Source organism: Rhizobium sp. 10N414 (assembly GCF_056394785.1).
This window is the reverse complement of the sequence record NZ_JBFTIN010000069.1, coordinates 1-17,586: the sequence shown is the minus strand read 5'-3', so window position 1 is coordinate 17,586 and position 17,586 is coordinate 1. Positions and strand designations below refer to the sequence as shown.

At 56.8% G+C, this 17,586-nt stretch carries 18 protein-coding genes; 8 read left to right on the top strand and 10 right to left on the bottom strand.

Features of this window, described 5'->3' with window-relative positions; all coding sequences use genetic code 11:
- Window positions 1–280: 280 nt before the first annotated feature.
- From AC1DE4_RS30700 to AC1DE4_RS30675, 6 genes are all read left to right on the top strand, one after another.
- Complete coding sequence (locus tag AC1DE4_RS30700; protein ID WP_192241855.1) at window positions 281–1,495, top strand: alpha/beta hydrolase; 1,215 nt, start codon at window positions 281–283, stop codon at window positions 1,493–1,495.
- Between the two features lie 13 nt (window positions 1,496–1,508).
- On the top strand, window positions 1,509–3,443 hold the full coding sequence (locus AC1DE4_RS30695) for a mechanosensitive ion channel family protein (protein WP_192241856.1): 1,935 nt from the start codon (window positions 1,509–1,511) through the stop codon (window positions 3,441–3,443).
- Between the two features lie 97 nt (window positions 3,444–3,540).
- Complete coding sequence (locus AC1DE4_RS30690; RefSeq protein ID WP_018858619.1) at window positions 3,541–3,963, top strand: hypothetical protein; 423 nt, start codon at window positions 3,541–3,543, stop codon at window positions 3,961–3,963.
- Window positions 3,964–3,967: 4 nt separating this feature from the next.
- Window positions 3,968–4,549 carry an OmpA family protein gene (locus AC1DE4_RS30685; RefSeq protein ID WP_018117082.1) on the top strand — a complete coding sequence of 194 codons (582 nt, stop codon included), beginning with the start codon at window positions 3,968–3,970 and terminating at the stop codon, window positions 4,547–4,549.
- A 237-nt stretch (window positions 4,550–4,786) separates the two neighbouring features.
- Window positions 4,787–5,926 carry a calcium/proton exchanger gene (gene cax / locus AC1DE4_RS30680; protein WP_192241857.1) on the top strand — a complete coding sequence of 380 codons (1,140 nt, stop codon included), beginning with the start codon at window positions 4,787–4,789 and terminating at the stop codon, window positions 5,924–5,926.
- 136 nt (window positions 5,927–6,062) lie between these two features.
- Window positions 6,063–6,395 (top strand): potassium channel family protein, encoded by a 333-nt coding sequence (locus tag AC1DE4_RS30675; protein WP_018117080.1) that lies wholly within the window; start codon window positions 6,063–6,065, stop codon window positions 6,393–6,395.
- Window positions 6,396–6,878: 483 nt separating this feature from the next.
- Here the strand turns inward: AC1DE4_RS30675 and AC1DE4_RS30670 are convergent, their stop codons facing one another.
- Window positions 6,879–7,343, bottom strand: coding sequence for a hypothetical protein (locus tag AC1DE4_RS30670; RefSeq protein WP_477884642.1), 465 nt, complete (start codon window positions 7,341–7,343; stop codon window positions 6,879–6,881).
- A 5-nt stretch (window positions 7,344–7,348) separates the two neighbouring features.
- Window positions 7,349–8,422 (bottom strand): hypothetical protein, encoded by a 1,074-nt coding sequence (locus tag AC1DE4_RS30665; RefSeq protein WP_477884641.1) that lies wholly within the window; start codon window positions 8,420–8,422, stop codon window positions 7,349–7,351.
- Window positions 8,423–8,977: 555 nt separating this feature from the next.
- On the opposite strand from AC1DE4_RS30665, the gene AC1DE4_RS30660 reads away from it, so the two are divergent.
- Window positions 8,978–9,238 (top strand): hypothetical protein, encoded by a 261-nt coding sequence (locus AC1DE4_RS30660; protein ID WP_477884640.1) that lies wholly within the window; start codon window positions 8,978–8,980, stop codon window positions 9,236–9,238.
- Between the two features lie 56 nt (window positions 9,239–9,294).
- On the opposite strand, the gene AC1DE4_RS30655 is transcribed toward AC1DE4_RS30660, so the two are convergent.
- The 5 genes from AC1DE4_RS30655 to AC1DE4_RS30635 form a co-directional block, all read right to left on the bottom strand.
- Window positions 9,295–9,579: a DUF2293 domain-containing protein gene (locus AC1DE4_RS30655; protein WP_477884639.1), complete on the bottom strand. Its 285-nt coding sequence runs from the start codon at window positions 9,577–9,579 to the stop codon at window positions 9,295–9,297.
- Window positions 9,576–9,782, bottom strand: a complete 207-nt coding sequence (locus AC1DE4_RS30650) for a hypothetical protein (RefSeq protein WP_477884638.1) — start codon at window positions 9,780–9,782, stop codon at window positions 9,576–9,578. Before AC1DE4_RS30650 ends, AC1DE4_RS30655 begins: the two co-directional genes overlap by 4 nt.
- 51 nt (window positions 9,783–9,833) lie before the next feature.
- Window positions 9,834–10,031 (bottom strand): hypothetical protein, encoded by a 198-nt coding sequence (locus AC1DE4_RS30645; RefSeq protein WP_477884637.1) that lies wholly within the window; start codon window positions 10,029–10,031, stop codon window positions 9,834–9,836.
- Entirely contained in the window at window positions 10,031–10,561 is a 531-nt protein-coding gene (locus AC1DE4_RS30640; RefSeq protein WP_477884636.1) for a hypothetical protein, read from the bottom strand. The genes AC1DE4_RS30645 and AC1DE4_RS30640 overlap by 1 nt, the downstream gene beginning before the upstream one ends.
- Window positions 10,562–10,659: 98 nt before the next feature.
- On the bottom strand, window positions 10,660–10,854 hold the full coding sequence (locus AC1DE4_RS30635) for a hypothetical protein (RefSeq protein ID WP_477884635.1): 195 nt from the start codon (window positions 10,852–10,854) through the stop codon (window positions 10,660–10,662).
- A 170-nt stretch (window positions 10,855–11,024) separates the two neighbouring features.
- Between AC1DE4_RS30635 and AC1DE4_RS30630 the strand changes: the two genes are divergently transcribed.
- Window positions 11,025–11,996, top strand: coding sequence for an MrcB family domain-containing protein (locus tag AC1DE4_RS30630; protein ID WP_477884634.1), 972 nt, complete (start codon window positions 11,025–11,027; stop codon window positions 11,994–11,996).
- An 899-nt stretch (window positions 11,997–12,895) separates the two neighbouring features.
- Here the strand turns inward: AC1DE4_RS30630 and AC1DE4_RS30625 are convergent.
- The 3 genes from AC1DE4_RS30625 to AC1DE4_RS30615 are packed head-to-tail and all read right to left on the bottom strand — an operon-like array spanning window position 12,896 to window position 17,556.
- Window positions 12,896–15,544: a phage tail tape measure protein gene (locus tag AC1DE4_RS30625; protein ID WP_477884633.1), complete on the bottom strand. Its 2,649-nt coding sequence runs from the start codon at window positions 15,542–15,544 to the stop codon at window positions 12,896–12,898.
- A gap of 12 nt (window positions 15,545–15,556) precedes the next feature.
- Window positions 15,557–17,188 (bottom strand): terminase large subunit, encoded by a 1,632-nt coding sequence (locus AC1DE4_RS30620; RefSeq protein WP_477884632.1) that lies wholly within the window; start codon window positions 17,186–17,188, stop codon window positions 15,557–15,559.
- Complete coding sequence (locus AC1DE4_RS30615) at window positions 17,188–17,556, bottom strand: P27 family phage terminase small subunit (protein ID WP_477884643.1); 369 nt, start codon at window positions 17,554–17,556, stop codon at window positions 17,188–17,190. Before AC1DE4_RS30615 ends, AC1DE4_RS30620 begins: the two co-directional genes overlap by 1 nt.
- Window positions 17,557–17,586: the final 30 nt, after the last annotated feature.

Genomic DNA, 17,586 nt, shown 5'->3' with positions numbered 1-17,586 from the left:
AGCTCAAGGAACGCATTATGGCCGGTATCGACGACATCAATCGTCATCCCGTCATCCACACATGGTCATACAAGCTCGCCGAGGCTGCTTGATATGATTCGAACCACGAAAACGCGCTACTAGCCGTTGCCGTCATCCTCTCGCTGGCGTGGCAATTTCGTACCACGGCGGCGTCCGTCCCGACAGATACTACGCGATGCTACAGGCCTCGCCGCACGCCACCTGCTAGCCTCCAGGCTTGAGATCGCCCATCCCCCTGGGCAATAGCTGGAATGCAGACATGGTGAAACGCAGTATCCCTCTTCTTCTCTTTTTTCTGACGAGTTGCGGACATCCGGACGGTGTCATGACGCCGGTTCCGCTGTCGGCTTCCGCTCCACCAACGTCCAAGGTTGCGATGCTGGTTGCGACCACACGCGAGCCGTCTGGGGACCCGGCGACGCTATTCAATGGGGAGCGCAGTTCCAAGCCGCACCTGACGCAAATCACAGTCTCGATTCCGCCGAAGCGCGAGCCGGGCACGGTACAGTGGCCGAAGCGTCTCCCACCTGATCCGGCAACCGATTTCGCTGTGACGAATGCTCAGCAGATAGACACCATCGCGCAAGGGCGCGAATGGTTCGCGCAGCATGTGAACGGCGGACATGCGCTAGTGTTCATTCACGGCTTCAACAACACCTACGAGGATTCCGTCTTCCGGCTGGCGCAGATCGTGCACGATAGCAGGATGGAGGCGACGCCGGTACTGTTCACATGGCCGTCGCGAGCCGAAATCACCGCCTACCAGTATGACAAGGAAAGCACGAATTATTCACGCACGGGACTGGAGCAGGCCCTTCGCACGCTCGCTGCCGATCCCAATGTCAAGGATATCACCATCATGGCACATTCGATGGGGACCTGGCTGGCGATGGAATCGCTGCGGCAGATGGGGATACGCGACGGCCGTGTGGATCCGAAAATTCACAATGTGATCCTCGCTTCCCCCGATATCGATATCCAAGTCTTTGCCAAGCAGTTCGCCGAAATGGGCGAGCCACGTCCGAAGTTCACGATCTTCGTGTCCCAGGATGATAAGGCTCTCGCGGTTTCGAGCTTCATTACGGGGCGGGTCTCCCGTCTCGGCGCCATCAATCCTGCGGAAGAGCCCTATCGGTCGAAGCTCGAAAAAGCGGGCATCGCCGCGATCGATTTGACGAAAGTAAAGACCGAGGACGGGCTCAATCACGGCAAGTTTGCCGAAAGTCCGGAAATCGTCCAACTTATCGGCCAGCGACTCATGACGGGCCAGACACTTACGGATTCGAATGTCACGCTCGGCCAAGGCATTACAGCCGTGGTCGGCGGCACGGTGACGAACATCGGTACGGTTGCGGCTACAGCCGTCGCGGTTCCGGCGACAATCATCGAGCAGCCGCTTGCTGAGAGAAGAAAGCCACGGCCGGCCGACGATACGCTTGGCGGCGACCTGAAGCCGCAGACGCTGACGCAATAGGGGGAAAACCAGCATGAAATGGATTCTGTCTCTCATCGCCGGACTTCTCTTCGCATTCAATGCCGTGGCGCAAGCTCCCGCGGCCGCACCACAGCAGAAGATCGACGAACTCGTGCGCCTTCTTCAGGACCCGGAGGTGCAGGCCTGGCTGAACAGTCGCAAGGAGGTCGGTGCACCTCAGAGCCCCGCTTCATCCGCAGGCGCCTCCGATTTGGTCAGCTGGGAGTCTGCGGCGCGGACGCGCGTTCACGAAATCATCACGGCCATACCGGCGATACCAGCGGAAGTGGCGGCCGCCGCTGCCAGAACACGGCATGACGCCGTAAGCCGAGGCTATGCGCCCGTATTCGTCATATTCGGCGGACTGGTCGCTCTCGGTCTCCTCGTCGAGGGGCTGTACCGCAGGCTAGCCAAGCCCCGCGAAACGCTCCTTGGCCGACTGGCCCCAGTCGGAATCTTCGCGGGGGCAATGGCGATCGTGTTCTTTGCCGTGGAATGGCCGCCTCTCGCCCGTATCACCTTGCTTGCCTATCTCACGGCATTCGTCGCGTTTCGGCTGGCGGTCGCATTTTTGTCCGCCGCCGGTATCACGCCGTTCTTGCGCACACGGTTGATGATCCTATTCGGGCTTGTCTGCTTTGCCGTTGCCACGGCGGCAATCGGAGAACCTTTGGGCGTTCCGCCGCTGGTTAGGGATGCAATCAGCTACTGCTTGTCGGTCGTTGGGCTATTTGTCGCGATCGAGATGGTGTGGGCTACGTCGCAGCGATCTCGGCCGTGGAAAGCGGCTGTGGTTGCCTTCCTCGTCGCGCTGTGGATCATCTGGTGCCTCGACATGAGAGGCCTTTTCTGGATCGGCGTCTATGTCCTCGTACTACCGGCGATGCTCAACGCCGTTGGCCGCGTGGCAGGGTCTTTCGTAAGCGATCCCGGTAGCCTTCGTGGTGTCTTGATCGTCCGTGGCGCACGCGCGGCGGTGATCTTCCTCGCCGTCGGGTGGCTGGCACTTGTTTGGCGTCTCAATCCGGACACATTGGGTCAGCGCGATCCTGTTGTCGCTGCCCTTTTCTACGGGGGCCTGAAGAGTGTTTTGATCCTCGTGGTTGCTGATTTTCTTTGGCAACTGGCCAGAGGCTGGATCGATAGAACGTTGCGGGTGGCGACCGACGCAACATCCCTTGCGCCCGCTGATGCCGCCAAACGGGCACGGTTCCGCACGCTTCTTCCGATCTTTCGCAATGCATTGGCTGTTGTTGTCGCGGTCATGGCGGCGTTGGTCGTGCTGGCCCAGATGGGCGTACAGATCGGGCCATTGATCGCGGGAGCCGGCATCTTCGGCGTTGCCATCGGTTTCGGTTCGCAGACCCTCGTCAAGGACGTCATCAGCGGTGTGTTCTACATGCTGGATGATGCCTTCCGGGTTGGGGAATACATCCAGGCCAAGGATTACAAAGGAACCGTGGAGGGCTTCAGCCTGCGATCGGTACGCCTTCGTCATCATCGCGGTCCGGTCTTCACCGTGCCATTCGGCGAACTCGGAGCCGTCCAGAACATGAGCCGCGACTGGGTGATCGACAAGTTCAGGATCACGGTCGGCTTCAACACCGATATCGACAAGGCACGCAAGCTGACCAAAAAGGTCGGAGCGGAGCTGAAGGATGACCCGGAACTCGGGCCGCTCTTTATCGAGCCCTTGAAGATGAAGGGTGTCGAGGAGTTCGCCGACTACGGAATCGTATTGAGCTTCGCCATGACCACGGTTCCCGGCATGCAGACCTACATACGCCGCAAGGCCTACGCCAAGATTCGCGAGTTGTTCCTGGCAAACGGGATCACGTTCGCCCAACCGACGGTGCAGGTCGGAGGTGACGACAAGGAGGGTGGCGCGGTGGCTGCCGCGCAGGCGATCCGGGCGCACGAAGCAGGTACTGCCGCGCCGCCGAAGTGAGTGCTCTGCGGTGTGCGCTACCGTAATATACGTCCCCAATCATAGCGCTTCGTGAGAACATTCACCGCCTAGATCGTCGAGGCAGGGAGAGGGCGACATGTTCAAACGCGGAATTCTTACGGCGGCGCTCACGTTGGCGACGCTGACATTTGCCGGGAATGCGCCGGCGCAGACGCTGAGCTATGCGGATGCGGTCACGAAGCTCGCCGCCGACTGCGGCACGGACATCCAGAAACTGTGCAAGGGACTGAACCTCGGCAGCGGACGGATCGCCGACTGCCTGCAGCAGAACGCGGCAAAAGTGTCGCCCACTTGCAAAGGCTCGCTGACATCAGTGTTCCAATCGATAACCCAGCGAGAACACGCGCAGACCGCGTACGAGCGGGTCTGCCAGCGGGACATGTCCAAAAGTTGCTCAGGCATCAAGGGTGACGGCTTCGTGCTGGCTTGTCTGGTGAAAAAGGAAAAGCGCGTCAGCAAGGAATGCAATCAGGTCATCACCGATGCAGGTTGGAGGTAAACCGATGAAACGTCTTATTTCCAAAGCCATTCTCGTTCTGGCCACGGGGGTATTGTTTTCCGGCTTTGCGTCGGCGCAGGAGGTCTCCCAGGAGCGCATCGTCAAGGGACTCGGTAAACTCAGGGCGGCGGCTCCTGCGATCGACCTCGAGATATTGCGACAGGAGGCTATCAACGGCGGTAACCAGCCGATGTCTGCGCTTCCGAACTGGAAGCGGATAGGGAAACTGCCGCAGATGGTGGTCGAGATCGATTTCGAGAACGACTCTGTCGCCATCCAGCCGAATTCCTATCGCACCCTCGGGCTGATCGCCGACGCGTTGCATCATCCGAACCTGTGGGACTACAAGTTCCTCGTGGTCGGTCATGCCAGCGCGACCGGGGACGAAAAACATAACCTCGATCTCAGCGAACAGCGTGCTGCTGCAATCAAAGAAGCACTATCGACGACGTTTGCCGTCGATCCGGCGCGCCTTTACGCGGTCGGTGTCGGGGAACACTTACCGATCGAAGGCACTGACGTGAAAGGGTCGAACAACAGACGTGTTCAACTTATCAACCTCGGTGTCTTCAAGATTAAGTCCTGATCGGAAAGAGGCCGCGGCGTCGAAACGATGCCGCGCGCCAGCAGTTGATGGGCCGCCCCCTGGGAGTGTGGAGGCTCGGATGAACGCCCCGAGACTAACGCTGTTGGGAAACGCCTGCTTTGCTGGCGGTCTTTGCAGACGCTCGGTTCGGCTGCCGATCGCGATCCTCTCGGATGAGTACTCCTACCGAGAATGCATCGCCTGCAAACGAGACTATCTTATGATGGGAGAAACGACATGAGCAGCTCCGACGGACGATCTTCTCCATCTGCTGGCATCGGAAGAAGTGTTCTTCAAGAACTGCGACACACGCCCGTTCTCTGGCTGATCGTGCTGGTGCCGATCGTCATCGTCCTGGAGCACCTGGTTCCGGACAGTCATACGCTGCTCTTTTTCATATCGGTCCTTGCAATCATTCCTCTGGCGACGCTCCTTAGCCGTGCAACCGAGGCGGTTGCGGCGAGAACGGGCGACGCGGTCGGCGGCCTGCTAAATGCTACGCTCGGAAATCTGACCGAGCTGGTGATATCGCTTTCGGCCCTGCGGACGGGACAATATCTGCTGGTCAAGGCATCGCTGGCCGGCGCAATCGTTACAAACACCCTGTTCATGCTGGGCGGCGCATTTCTACTCGGCGGGTTGAAGCATCACCTGCAGGAGTTCAATCGCGTCAATGCTCGCTTCCAGGCCTGCCTGCTTTTCCTGGCAACCATTGCCGTTCTGGTGCCGTCGATCATCAGTGAAGTCGATCAGCCGCCACCGCTCGCCATCTCTCACAACGTGAGCCTCGGGTTGTCGGTCATCCTCATCGCCGTCTACGCCTTGGGCATGTTGTTCTCCTTGCGAACACATAAGGAGCTTTTCGCCAGTGCCGGTCACGCGGACGAAGAGCAGGCTACCTGGCCGCTTGGCCTCAGCATCGCCATTCTCGTCGGCGTAACCGTGCTGGTCGCATTGGTCAGTGAAATTTTCGTCGGGTCGGTTCAGGTTGCGGCTGAACATCTGGGAATGACACCGGCGTTCGTCGGCTTCATCGTGGTCGCCCTTGTTGGTGCGGCCGCGGAGATGACCACCGCGTTTTCGGCAGCTCGGGCGGATCGCCTTGATCTCAGCGTTGGGATCGCGCTCGGCAGCGCCGCCCAGATCGCGCTTTTCGTTGCCCCGCTGCTGGTCATTGTCAGCTACGTCATCGGACCGGAACCAATGACGCTGCAGTTCTGGCCCGGGGCAGTTACAATGATGATCGTCGCCACCGTGGCCGCTACGCTTCTGTCGAACGGTGGTCGAGGCGCTTGGTACGCAGGAGTGATGGCACTTGCCCTCTACGCGATCTTCGCCTTCACCTTGTTTGTCTTGCCTCCAGCTGGACCGACGTGATCGAAAGGCTACTTCTAGGCGCGCCGCGCGATAGCTCTGCAGCGACGCCAAAGCAAACTCAATCAGGCACCTTGGAAGCGCAAGGAAAGCGGCGCCGATGACGCGAGGCACAGAGAGCAAGTTTAAATCGAGGAGGATGAGAAGGCGGTTCTTCGCCTCTCTCTTCCAGCAACTTCGAATATTGTGGCCGATCTTCTCCGGTGTTCTCGTTGTCATCGTCGGGTCAGGCGCACTTGTCGGATGGATCGAAGGATGGCAGCTCGGCGACACCCTGTACTTCACCTTTGTTACGGGATTGACGATCGGCTACGGCGACCTCGTACCAAAGCAGACAATCGCGCGGGTGCTGGCTCTGGTGATCGGCCTATGCGGGATTGTCCTTACGGGTCTTATTGCCGCAGCCAGCGTGCAGGCTCTCCGTGGCGCTGATCCGGATCGCTCAAATTCTGACAATGCCGATCAGGACTAGGTGAAGTGCCTCGCCGAACCGGCCATTCAGAACTGGAAATCTTAGACTTATGATTCCTGGGACAACACGGAGGCCCCACTACGGCATCGAAGTTTTCGGAAGCGTCGATCGGAGGATGTCCTGCGAAAGTCCGACAAGTCTTGATGTGGAGGGGAAGGGTAGTGGTCGGAGTGGAGAGATTCGAAATCAACTATGTGATTGAATTTCAACGACTATTTTGACCGATTTGTAAGCTTGTAATGACTGCACTTTTGTCCGAAGCACGACTGTTGTGCACGAAATCGCACTTGTGCTCAAGGGCCATTTCAATTGCGTTGCTGTTTCTCAGGATTTCGAACGCGGAGCATGATTCGCGTCTAGGATTACCTTGTCGGATCATTCCAATGAGCATCTGACTGCTTTTTCGCAGAACAGCGCATTTTCGTCGTGGGGATGTTCGGCCCGCAAGAATTGCGGGCAATTTCGGTTAGGTGACCGTGGGTATTAGACCCCGACTTCCCTCAAAAGAGTTCTGTCGAGTGCTTGGCGGGTGTCGACGACCTTGCCAAAATTCTCCGCCCAATCCCGCATCTCGGTCACATCGGTTGCTTTGTCTATCGTAGCAGAGAAGTTTTCTAGCGCGCCCTGATACTGGCCGATTGCCCGATCCGCGCCGCCGAAAAGGGGGCGTAACTTTTCAGCACGCAATATTTCGTCAGCAAGTTTACCTCGAAGCTCGGTCTGCACTTCACCCAAATTGGAGCCACGATTGGTCAATACGGCAATGTATTTTGCTGCCACCGGCGTTATGGGTGACTCTTGCTTCGTATATTCCAAGACCGTCTCTAGTCTTGCGGTCTTTTTCATTGTGATGTCATCGCCGAACATCTGAACGCCAAAACTAATCACCGCGCTCACAACAGAGCCGGCGACGGCACCCCATAATGCAGCCTTGATCTCATTTCCCATGGACGTCACTTGATAATTTTTGCGCTGGATTCAAGTCCTGCGCGGTTCTGCGCTTCCTTCATAGCTTGGCACATTTTCCAAAGTTTGTCACTTCCTATGGTTTTAAGGATACGATCAGAAGTTTTAGAGACCGTGGCTGTGCATGCGTCGTTTGCAGGGGCGGATGAGTTTATATATTCCAAATCACTAATGGTGGACGCCATTAATTGTTGATTGTCGCAACTTGAGAGCAGGCTAAGCGTAGCAAGCATCGCAGCGATCACCAAAGCTGTGGGCGTAGAACTGGTGAAACGATTGAAACCTGGCGAGTGTATGTCAGCAGCCTGTTGGCAATGAAATTCCATGCTCGCTTGGCTCAGAAGTGCCGTTAGAAGATCGACATCATCATCATCATGGTTGGTCACGGCTTCGCACAAGACCGCAGCTATGCTTGACACAATGCCGATCAAAGCTGTTTCGCGATCTGTGTAATCATTCTTTCTATTGAAAAGGACGCTGCTGTGTTGCTCGCCGAAAACGAATGAGTCGTATGCGAGCGAAAACACCTCCGTAAACACACTTTTTTCGAGAATGCTAAAAGGGTGCTGGTGTCTCAAACTACTAGATAGACGGGTGGAAACTGTATTTTCATCCACCTCCCGAAGCCAAGTAATGCGGCGAGCTGGAACAGTGGTAATGCCATAGTGTCGCGGGGAGGTTGCATTAACGGTAACGTCTGGATTGTCGTGGAACACGCCAATCATAATCTTCCCCCGATAAAGGGGCTCGGGTGTGACGACCAAATCGCCGCCCGCCGCGTGATCGAAGAAGTTTATCAACGCCTGTTGATTTCGCTGGCGTCGCCGCCCCACCTTAAATTTATCAAGCTCTGCGTCTGTAACATGATGGGTTACATCTTTTCCGTCCTTGGCGATCTTCTCAAGAACAATCTCTGATCTTCGAATCCGTTTTGGTAGATCTTTTGCCGCAGCAAGTTTTCCACTCGGTAGTTGAAAGCCTGGAACATCAAGAAAAGCAACGTTCTGATCGCGGAAGACCTCGATAGCTGCTTCCCGGAAACAGTCGCCAGCAGCGGACATCAGAAGAGATGAGACGTGCATTAATATCAATTTTTGCCATGAAACCGCTCGAGTGGTGATTTGTTTCTACACACCACACTTTTTAAGCGAAAACAACAAGCGAGCGCCCTTTACCACAACGCAAACAGACCACGATAATGCTGTCTGTTGCCTCATATCAAACCAATCTAATGATACGCGAAAACGCCCGCCAATTTACCCCCCGTGAATCACTACCGCACACCCAGGGGTAGTCAGTCGCCGTTCTGCCTCTGCAACGTCGCCTTCTCGCGACCTACGCCAAGGCGATTACCGAGAAGCCCAAAGAATACGGTCATGATAAAGACGGCGAGCCACCAGCCCGCGAACGCCGTGCCAAATACAGCAATGCCGAAAGAGGGCATTACTATCGTTGCAAGCACCAATCCCCCTACTGCAAACGATGTTGTCCATCTCTGCTGAGTAGTTGTCCATGCGTGTCTGACGAAGCGCCGACGCATAAATCGTGCGGTGCCCGTGAAATCGAATCTCATCAAGTAATCCCTTTGCCGCTCCCCTTGGCGACTACAACCAATATTGACCGATGAAACCTCTCCGTGCAACTTTCAAGTATTGCTTATTGGAGGATTGATTTTGGCAGCAGCATTTTTCTCGACATTGGGATTGATCACACTGATCGGTGGGCCGGTTGCGGCTCTTTATTTCTCAAGTTTGGTTGGAATGCCCACGGCAGCGGTGCTTGTGGGTAGTAGCATCGGATCGGGTATCGGCCTTTTCGCGGTTGCCGTGATCATTGAACGCCTCGACAAGATTGTTGAAGTATCCAAGCGCTCGTAGGCAATATGCGGGAATCAACAAGAGAACCCGCCGATTTTAAGCGGCGGGTTTCGTGTTCAGGTCTGGCGCTTCCTCCACCCCGCGATCACTGCGTTGACCTTCGGTTGCACTCGTCGCCGCGCCTCCTGACGATCAACGCCGCATAGAAGCAACTGATCGTAGTCGGTCATGGTATGCCGTAGCGTTGTCTGCATCGTGATACCCACGGCCATACCGAGAGATGCGTCTTTCCAATCCTTCTTTGCGATCTCACCGACGAAAAACGCAGCCGCGAAATCAGGGCAACCGGGGTGCTTGCGTCTGATATGGCGCTCAATAGCGGCTTCCGAAAACTTCGTCACGGCGCGCCTTTGCGCCGGTTCTCGACCGCGTAGTAAATCGCACTGGCAACCTCATGCGACCACCGAAAGATATCGCGTTCGTCCCACTCCTCCGGTGTCATCTTCCGGGCCGTAACGAGTTCTTCACAGACAATGGTTCCGATTATACCAACCATGAGGTCGTCGGCGTCCTTCGCGGTCATTCCTTCGTATCTGCTGGACATGGTAGCTCCATGAAAAGAAAAGGCCCGCCGTGATTGGCGGGCCAGTCGCTCCTAGATCCTTTCAAGCCATTCAACGGTGTCGTCATGGTCGGTCCATGCCAGATGCTCATCCTTGAACTTCTGCAAGGCGGGGTCGACCTTGATCGCATCGGCGATGCGCTGCTGGACTTCGGGACGGTCGATGGTGCCGTGCCGGTAGTCCTCAAGGATTTCGTCAAAGACGGCGGGCGTATCTTTTGGAATCGGCATTATGCGGCCTCCATTTGAGACCACCGGAAGTTTGCGCCCTTCTCGGCAATCGCCTTTTGAATAGTGACGCTCAAGTCCAGCCAAGTCTTGGCTTTGCGCATACATGCACCGCCGCGCCTATAGCCAATAATTGGGATCATACGATAACCCACGGCTTCGGGACGATAGATTTGAACGCGGTTGGTGCCCGCGCCATCAATCACCACGCCGTCCGGCATCTCAACCCAATAGTGCCCGCCGCGCCTCCCAAAAGGTGCCTCGCCTTCTGCGTTGAGGCAATTGCCCCCAATCAGACGGGGCTTATAGCCCGCGCACATCGCGACCGCGTGAGCAATGGCTGACACCTCGCCGCAATTTCCCTGCCCATCGCCCATATAGGCGTGGTTCTTTAGAAAGGACGCGAGAATATCAGCGATTTGTTCAGCTAGTGGCGCGTATAAGGGATTTGCACCTTCAACGTGTATAATCTGCACGGCGCTTGGATCGGCATTCATCTGCCGGTCGCGCTCATTTCCGGTGTAGCTGGTCATGTGATGTCCCTTTGTGATTAATGGGACCACCCAATATTCACATATCAAGTTGGTTTTCCATAGGATTTCATAGGCGATTGATAAGCCTTTGATTTCGTTCAGGCTGCGATCGCGATTGTCTTCCTGTCCGCATCAATGAAGACCGACGTGGGCCAGACGCCGAGTTCTTCGCCGAGAACCTGAATAATGTCGCTGCGCACCATGTCCGGCGCAGCCGGATCGTATGTCCGAACGATTGCTTCAAGTTGATCAAGCACATGATGATAAACATCGTTTGAAAAATAGCTCTGCATAATCCTACTTCCCATGCGTTGTGACGAGGCCGTAGAATCATGTATTGCGGCGGGCGCAAACTCAAGAAACAAAATGAGAATTATACAAATTAATCAGATAGATAAGTAAGTATTTACTTATCTCCGATATTGCAGCCATAACGCGAACGGTTCAACATTAAGGCCATACAATGAGATCTGCATTTCTTCACATCACCCGGAATTTCCTTACAGCAGCTTCCCAACCACTGAAGGACAATGCGCTCGCCGCCTTTATACGTGATGACGCGAAGGAGGAGGTAGAGGCGCGCCTTCCGGGGCAGAGCAGGCCTGGCCTGAAGGTAACGGGTAGCCCTGGGCAAGGGAACTGGGCAGCAGTGCCATGGATTGCAGTTTTCAACCGGGCGATTACCGAAAGCGCGACAACTGGATACTATATCGTCTACCTGTTCTCAGCTGATATGAGCCGGCTTTATCTCTCTTTGAATCAAGGGACGACAGCTGTTCATGCGGAATTCGGCAAAGCATACCGCGACGAGTTGCGACGCCGGGCAAGTCTCGCCCGGAGCAGATTACAAGGCCACACAACCAACGCGCGGCAAGACGACATTGACCTCGAGGCGACGGGCACACTGCCGGACGGCTATGAGGCCGGCCACATTCTGGGCTTTTCGTATGATCTGGCGAGCTTGCCCGATGACATTCAACTTACAACCGATCTTCTCGATGTCCTCAGGCTTTATTTGGCACTCCCGGCACTTGGCGGTGTAACGAGTATAGATTTCGAGCCGGAAGCGGCTGACACACCCAACGAGACCTTGGACGAACGGCGCCGCTATCGATTCCATCGCTCCATAGAACGCAACCCGAAAGCTGCGAAAAAAGTGAAGCAGCTTTTAGGGGTCATTTGCCAGGGATGCGACTTTAACTTCGGGGCCGTGTATGGGGCCACGGGTCAAGACTACATCGAAGCGCACCATCTAATTCCGCTATCGTCCCTGCCAAGTGATCAGGTAGTCCCAATGGATCCAGCCAAGGATTTCGCTGTGCTCTGCGCTAATTGCCATCGCATGATGCACCGAAAGGGCGGACCGGAGACTTTGGCGGACTTGCGAAAATTGCCGGGCCTAAGCATGATACGCAAAGCGATGAAGACCACGTGACCGTTACTCGGTCGCCTCTGGCTCCCTCCCTGCGCGGCCTTCGGCCTTGCCCGCTCGCTTTCGCTCGCTGGACTGTTTCAGCATCTGCTTAATCGTCATCACATCATAACAACCTGCGGGAATAGGACTTATTCCCCCTCGACTTGAACAACACATAAAAGCCGACACGGGGTCGGCGGGTGTTCAAGTCGAGGGGGATTTCTGCGTCAAACAGGTGGTGAAGAGTTCTGGTCCGTTAGACCCACTAGGCGGCTTCCATTTGCCTAGTAGCACTCCGTAATCCTGCCCTTGCGGGCAAAGCGGTAGGTGCGCCACGTTCGACTTTCCTTCAATCGACACGTGACTGGACGTTGTGGTTGCTGATCCTGTCAGCGTTTCACATTGCGTCCATCTTTTATTGCATCCATTCCACGCGGTTTCCCGGTGCGGCGATAACCCGCTGAAGCGTCCGATGTTCTCCATCGGGGAGCCGGTCAGCATGATCTTCCGTTCGTCTCTGGCTGACTGATAGCGCCGGTCAGGTTCCCGGTATCGCCCTCGCATCCAAGGCCAGTATGGTCCTCTTGGAGCTAACGACACTCCGCAAGGGGAGCCGCTGAAATAGGGTTGACGATAAAGGAATTTAGTCCTATATCTTAACTCGCTGAAATCAGAAGCAGCATACAAGCCCTCGACAGAAACGCACGCTGTCGAGGGCATTTTTGTATTATAGCGAAATCGATGAGCAAGTGCTTCAATCCGCTACAATCTTTAATCTTCACGATTATAGAGGAAATAATTCCTCAAGTGAATCCCGAAAGTTTCGACCGTAGCGAGTCCATGAGAGGCGTTTAGGGTGCCGGATAAGCCAAGACACATCGGGGCGCGCAAAGCGCGCAGGTGCCTCGCTATGAGTCAAATTAGCGGCTCCTCGTGTTGCCGAATGCGCCGGGCCGAGTCTGACGCCGAAGTTCATCGGCGACAAGGCCGCGCATGGACTGTTCCAACTGCCGCCCCATCTGCTTCGCAAGGTCGGAATTCTGCTCCGGCGTTCCGGCACTGCCGTTGACGGTGATCGGTGCAGAAATCGAGATCGCCTGCACGGTATTGCCGTTTGAGGGCTTCAGGTCCGGCTTGCGGATTGCGGGCGCGCCGCCGACATAGCCGCCTTCGGCAAACCCGCCGAGTGCGCCACGATGAAGTGCTTCAAGGTTGCCGACGCCGATCCGGCTAGTTGCCTTCTTGCTCATGACGTATTCGCCACGATGCACGACGCCTGCCGGTTCATACTTCCCGCCGTCGCCGGTATACCCGCCTTCGGCCCATCCGAAAATCTTGCCAAGGATGCCGGTTCCGGTTCCACCGAAAAGCCCGGCAAGCGGTCCCTTGCCGAGAAGCGCGGCCTGAAGGGTCGCGTCGACGAGGTTGTTAAGCAGGCTCTTAAGCGCACCGTTCAAGCTCTGCGTGCCGGTGAGAAGCCCGGAAAGCGTGCTAGTGAAGCTTTCCGCGAAATACTGCTCTGCCGTCTTCAAGCCTTCGGTCGAAAGCGCAACCTTCTGATTTTCGCCGTCCAACTGCTGCGTGAGCGTAATCTTTTCGCGGATTTTCTGAAGTTCGGCGTCGGTGAGCGTGATACCCGCGCGCTTTGCTTCCTGCTGCGCCTGATAGACGGCAAGCTCAAGGCGCTGCTGTTGCGCCGTCATGCCGGAAATCGACTGTTCGAAACGGGCAAGGTCCAAGCCTTCCTGCACCGTCTGGTTCAAGCTCTTGCGCGCTGCGTCTTGCTGCTTAATCAGTTCGGTCTTCTGCTTTTCGCTGTCGGTCGGGTCGAGCTTCTGCGATGCGGTCGGCGTTCCGGCATAGGCGTTGCGAATGGTGCCATCGTCAACGCGGTTCAAGCCGGTCCATTCCTGCCGAAGGGATGCGGGATCGCTACCACGACGGCGTAGCAACGCGCGGGCAAGTTCGTCCTGGGTCTTCTCATCAAAGAGCCGATCACCGGAAAGGCCAAGTTCCTTGATAAGCCCCTCAAGAGTATCGCCGACGATCTGATAACGGCCAAGCGCCGAAGAGCCCTTGCCATCGCCATAGAGGGCTCGGTTTGCCGGGTCGGCGAGCATCTTCTTCTGAAGTGCACGGACCTGATCAAGCGTCATACTAACAAGGTTCTGAGCGCCGCCCGTCCAGCGGCCATTATCGAGGGTCGAATTATAGTCCCCGCCGCTCTCGACGGCTGCAATGAGGTCCAGAATATTATCGTGCTTGCCGAACCGGGCGATGCTCTTGGCGCGGTTTGCGAGGGCGGTCGCGTTCATGACTTCGCCCATCGTCCGGGCATTGCCAACGGCACGCTGATAAGCCGCATCAATGCCGTCCGTCGTGGCGAGCGAATCCAGTTCGGCCTTGAGTTCCGGCACAAGCTTCTTCAGGTCGGCGAGCGCCGTCTTAAAGTTTGCCGCTGCCGTGACGTTGCCAACGAACGCGCCGGACAGGCTGTTGCTAGCTGCGGACAGTTCCTTGAGTGCTGCCTTGAATTCGTCGCTGCCGCCCGTGAGGTCGGTAATCTGCTCATCAAGGGCCGCAAGTGCTGCGCGAAGCTGGCGAAGCTCTGCTTCCTTCATGACGCTAGAAGTATCGGCTTCGGTGTCTGCGATCTGGCGAGCGATCTTCGCGCGCTGCTCCTGAAGGCGCTTAAGCTGCTGTTCCGGGCTAGTGTAAGCCGAAACGGCGCGGTCACGCGCTCCCCCGGAAGGGTCATTAAGAGCGCTGATGATCTTCGACGCGACGTTGACGCCTTCAACTGCTGCCTGCTTGGCGTAGACGGTGAAGTTACGCCACATGGTCGAAAACTCGCGATCGATCTTCTTCGCGGACACAATCTGTTCGTCAGTGAAGGTTGCGGCCTCGCTGCGCATCTTCTGGATTTCGGTGACGGACAGGCCGAGAACCTTCGCCATATCTTCCGCGCCGGTCCCGCCGAATACCTCATCAAGGATACGGGTCTGCGCTGCCGCGTCCATCTTCTGAAGCTTACCGATAATCTCATCAAGGAAGCGGTTCGGGTCCTTCAGCTTCTGCGCAACGTCTACCGCGCTATAGCCGAGCCGCTGAAAAGCTTCTTCGGCGCTGCCCTTGCTAGTCTTGGCGAATTCGTCGCCGCGAATATTCAGTTCCTTGAGGGCGTCGGTTACGCCGTCAATGCTCATCCCGGTCGCGGTCGCAACGTAGGTCCACTGCTGCCAAACCTTCGAAGAGACGCCAGCCTTACGGGCTTCCCGGTCAACTTCGGCGACGCTATCGGCGATTTCCTTGAGAGCGATAGCCGCGCCGCCCACGCCCGCGACGAGAGCGCCGCCCTTCATGAGCGGGGCGAAGATGCCTTCCAGCTTCGCGCCGATAGACGCGGACGCCTTACCAAGCGTCTTTTCCATGTTCTCTGCGGACTGCCGGGCGCGGCCTTCCATCTTCTTGAAGTGGTCGTTCGTTGCAGAGCGGGCGCGTGCCATGTCCCGCTCATACTTCGTCATGCGGGCCTCAAGGCTGACAACAAGGCGCTGCGTATCATCCATTGCTAAAATTTCCTATGCTGCTTCAGCTTCGGACCAAATGCGGTCCAGTTCGTCGGGGTCTATGTCGAGAATTGAGCGTTGGTTATCGTTCGCGATGGCGCGCGCAACGGCCATTGCAGCGGCAACTGCGCCGTCAATGCGGTCGGTCTTCTTTCCCTTGTGCATCCGAACAAGGCCGGTATCGTTGCGGCTGGCAACGACGCTATCAAAGTGATGGCGAAGGATAGGGTGCCCGTTGTGCCGGATCATGCGGCCATTCACGGTGCGTTCAAGGTGCCCGATAGCCGGTCCCATCGTGAGCGGTGCCTGTCGCATCTCGATTGCGGGCAAGCCGTCATCATGAAGGCGCTGCATCGTCATCCGGGCAAGGTGCGGGTCAAAGGCGATTTCCCGCACGTCGTCATTATCGGCGCAAATCTCGCGAATGTGCGTTTCGACCACTTTCGGTTCGATCACCGGGCCGTCAATGACAGTTATCAAGCCTTCGTCGCGCCACTGCTCATAAGGAACGCCGTCACGCTGCGAACGTCCCTTCAGGTCTTCGCCGGGCACAAAGAACCACGGGTGAACCGTGATGCGGCGATCATCGTGACGCCATGCGCCAACGACTGCGGTCAAGTCACCGTTCACTGACATATCGACGCCAAGGAAGCACGGCAGGCCGGACAAGTCGGCAAGATCGAAGTGCGGATCAAGCCCGGCGTCATAAACTCCCATATCGAACAGCGGATCGCGGGAAGCTGCCTGCCAGATATTGAGGTTGAACTGCTGGAACGCGAAACGCTCTGCCGGGCGATCGGCTGCTTCCTTCGCTGCCGTGCGTAAGGCGTTCAAATTGGGGAAGCCGTGGGCAAGGCCGGGATTGCAGCGATGCCAAACGGCTTCATCCTGCCAATCGTCGCCGGGCGCTGCTTCGAAAATGATCGGCAGATAAGCCGGGTTTTCGATTTCGCCGCGCGCTACCTTGCGGGCATAGTCGTATTCCGTGAAGCCGAGATTTTCGGAACCGCGTCCGGCAGTCGTGGCGATCACCATAAGCGTGCCGCTGGTCTTGACCATACCGGACTTGAGCGCTTCCCAAAGGTCGCGACCCTTCCAAACGTGGATTTCATCGACAAGCACGAAGCTAGGCGTCTTACCGTGCTGCGCTGCGCCGTCGCTGGAAATGGCCTGAAGTTCGACGCCTTCGGCCTTAAGGGCGATCTTCTTGGCGCTGTTGTGTGCGTCATAGATGCGGGTTGCGGCGACAAGGCGCTTGTCCATACGGACGATGTTCGCGGCTTCCTTGAAGCCAAGCCCGGCCTGTTCACGGTCGGACGCGGCAAAGATCACCTGTCCGGCAGGAACGCGCTCCGGGCCGATGGTATGAAGAAGTGCGAGCGCCGCGGCGAGACTGGTCTTGCGATTGCCGCGCGGGATCATCCAAAAAACAGTTTCGACAATGCGCCTGCCGTCCGGGTGCCGGGGTCCGTAGATGCGGCGAACAATGCGCTCCTGCCAATCGTGAAGCTGAAAAGCGGACTTCGGCGCGCTGCTGTTCGGGTGCTTCAGCAACCGGAGGAACTTCACGGCACGCTCGCCATAGCCGAACGGGTCATCAATCGGACTGCCGTCAAAAATCCATGAAGGATAGGTGCTCGCCATCAATGCACCTTCAGCGGATTGTCGCTGTCGTGATCGTCGGTCGCTGCGCTACCGACACGGGCGCGCGATACGGGCGACAAGCCATATTCTGCGGCAAGCTGCCGGGCCGTTTGCATCGCCTTGTCCTGAAGACGGCAAAGCTTCATGTCGATTTCGCCGGAACTACGAAGGGTGTCTTCAATCTCGCGGACAAGGCCACGGGTGCGGCAATAGTCTTCGACGCCACCTAGACGACCGATTCCATGAAAGCGGCGTTTGATGGAACCTGACGTGCGCTGGTGGATTCCTGGTTTGAGATTATTCAAATGAGGAGTTTCATCATGGCACCAAGGCGGCGAGTCATTGAGGGCACCAAGGCGGCGAGTCATTGAGCTGGCGATGAGCGAGCAAGAGATCGA

What these genes read in the sequence shown, in the direction of transcription:
- AC1DE4_RS30700 (WP_192241855.1), top strand. Translation starts at nt 281, where the DNA reads ATGGTGAAACGCAGTATCCCTCTTCTTCTCTTTTTTCTGACGAGTTGC.
- AC1DE4_RS30695 (WP_192241856.1), top strand. Translation starts at nt 1,509, where the DNA reads ATGAAATGGATTCTGTCTCTCATCGCCGGACTTCTCTTCGCATTCAAT.
- AC1DE4_RS30690 (WP_018858619.1), top strand. Translation starts at nt 3,541, where the DNA reads ATGTTCAAACGCGGAATTCTTACGGCGGCGCTCACGTTGGCGACGCTG.
- AC1DE4_RS30685 (WP_018117082.1), top strand. Translation starts at nt 3,968, where the DNA reads ATGAAACGTCTTATTTCCAAAGCCATTCTCGTTCTGGCCACGGGGGTA.
- cax (WP_192241857.1), top strand. Translation starts at nt 4,787, where the DNA reads ATGAGCAGCTCCGACGGACGATCTTCTCCATCTGCTGGCATCGGAAGA.
- AC1DE4_RS30675 (WP_018117080.1), top strand. Translation starts at nt 6,063, where the DNA reads ATGAGAAGGCGGTTCTTCGCCTCTCTCTTCCAGCAACTTCGAATATTG.
- AC1DE4_RS30670 (WP_477884642.1), bottom strand. Translation starts at nt 7,343, where the DNA reads ATGGGAAATGAGATCAAGGCTGCATTATGGGGTGCCGTCGCCGGCTCT.
- AC1DE4_RS30665 (WP_477884641.1), bottom strand. Translation starts at nt 8,422, where the DNA reads ATGTCCGCTGCTGGCGACTGTTTCCGGGAAGCAGCTATCGAGGTCTTC.
- AC1DE4_RS30650 (WP_477884638.1), bottom strand. Translation starts at nt 9,782, where the DNA reads ATGTCCAGCAGATACGAAGGAATGACCGCGAAGGACGCCGACGACCTC.
- AC1DE4_RS30645 (WP_477884637.1), bottom strand. Translation starts at nt 10,031, where the DNA reads ATGCCGATTCCAAAAGATACGCCCGCCGTCTTTGACGAAATCCTTGAG.
- AC1DE4_RS30640 (WP_477884636.1), bottom strand. Translation starts at nt 10,561, where the DNA reads ATGACCAGCTACACCGGAAATGAGCGCGACCGGCAGATGAATGCCGAT.
- AC1DE4_RS30635 (WP_477884635.1), bottom strand. Translation starts at nt 10,854, where the DNA reads ATGCAGAGCTATTTTTCAAACGATGTTTATCATCATGTGCTTGATCAA.
- AC1DE4_RS30630 (WP_477884634.1), top strand. Translation starts at nt 11,025, where the DNA reads ATGAGATCTGCATTTCTTCACATCACCCGGAATTTCCTTACAGCAGCT.
- AC1DE4_RS30625 (WP_477884633.1), bottom strand. Translation starts at nt 15,544, where the DNA reads ATGGATGATACGCAGCGCCTTGTTGTCAGCCTTGAGGCCCGCATGACG.
- AC1DE4_RS30620 (WP_477884632.1), bottom strand. Translation starts at nt 17,188, where the DNA reads ATGGCGAGCACCTATCCTTCATGGATTTTTGACGGCAGTCCGATTGAT.
- AC1DE4_RS30615 (WP_477884643.1), bottom strand. Translation starts at nt 17,556, where the DNA reads ATGACTCGCCGCCTTGGTGCCCTCAATGACTCGCCGCCTTGGTGCCAT.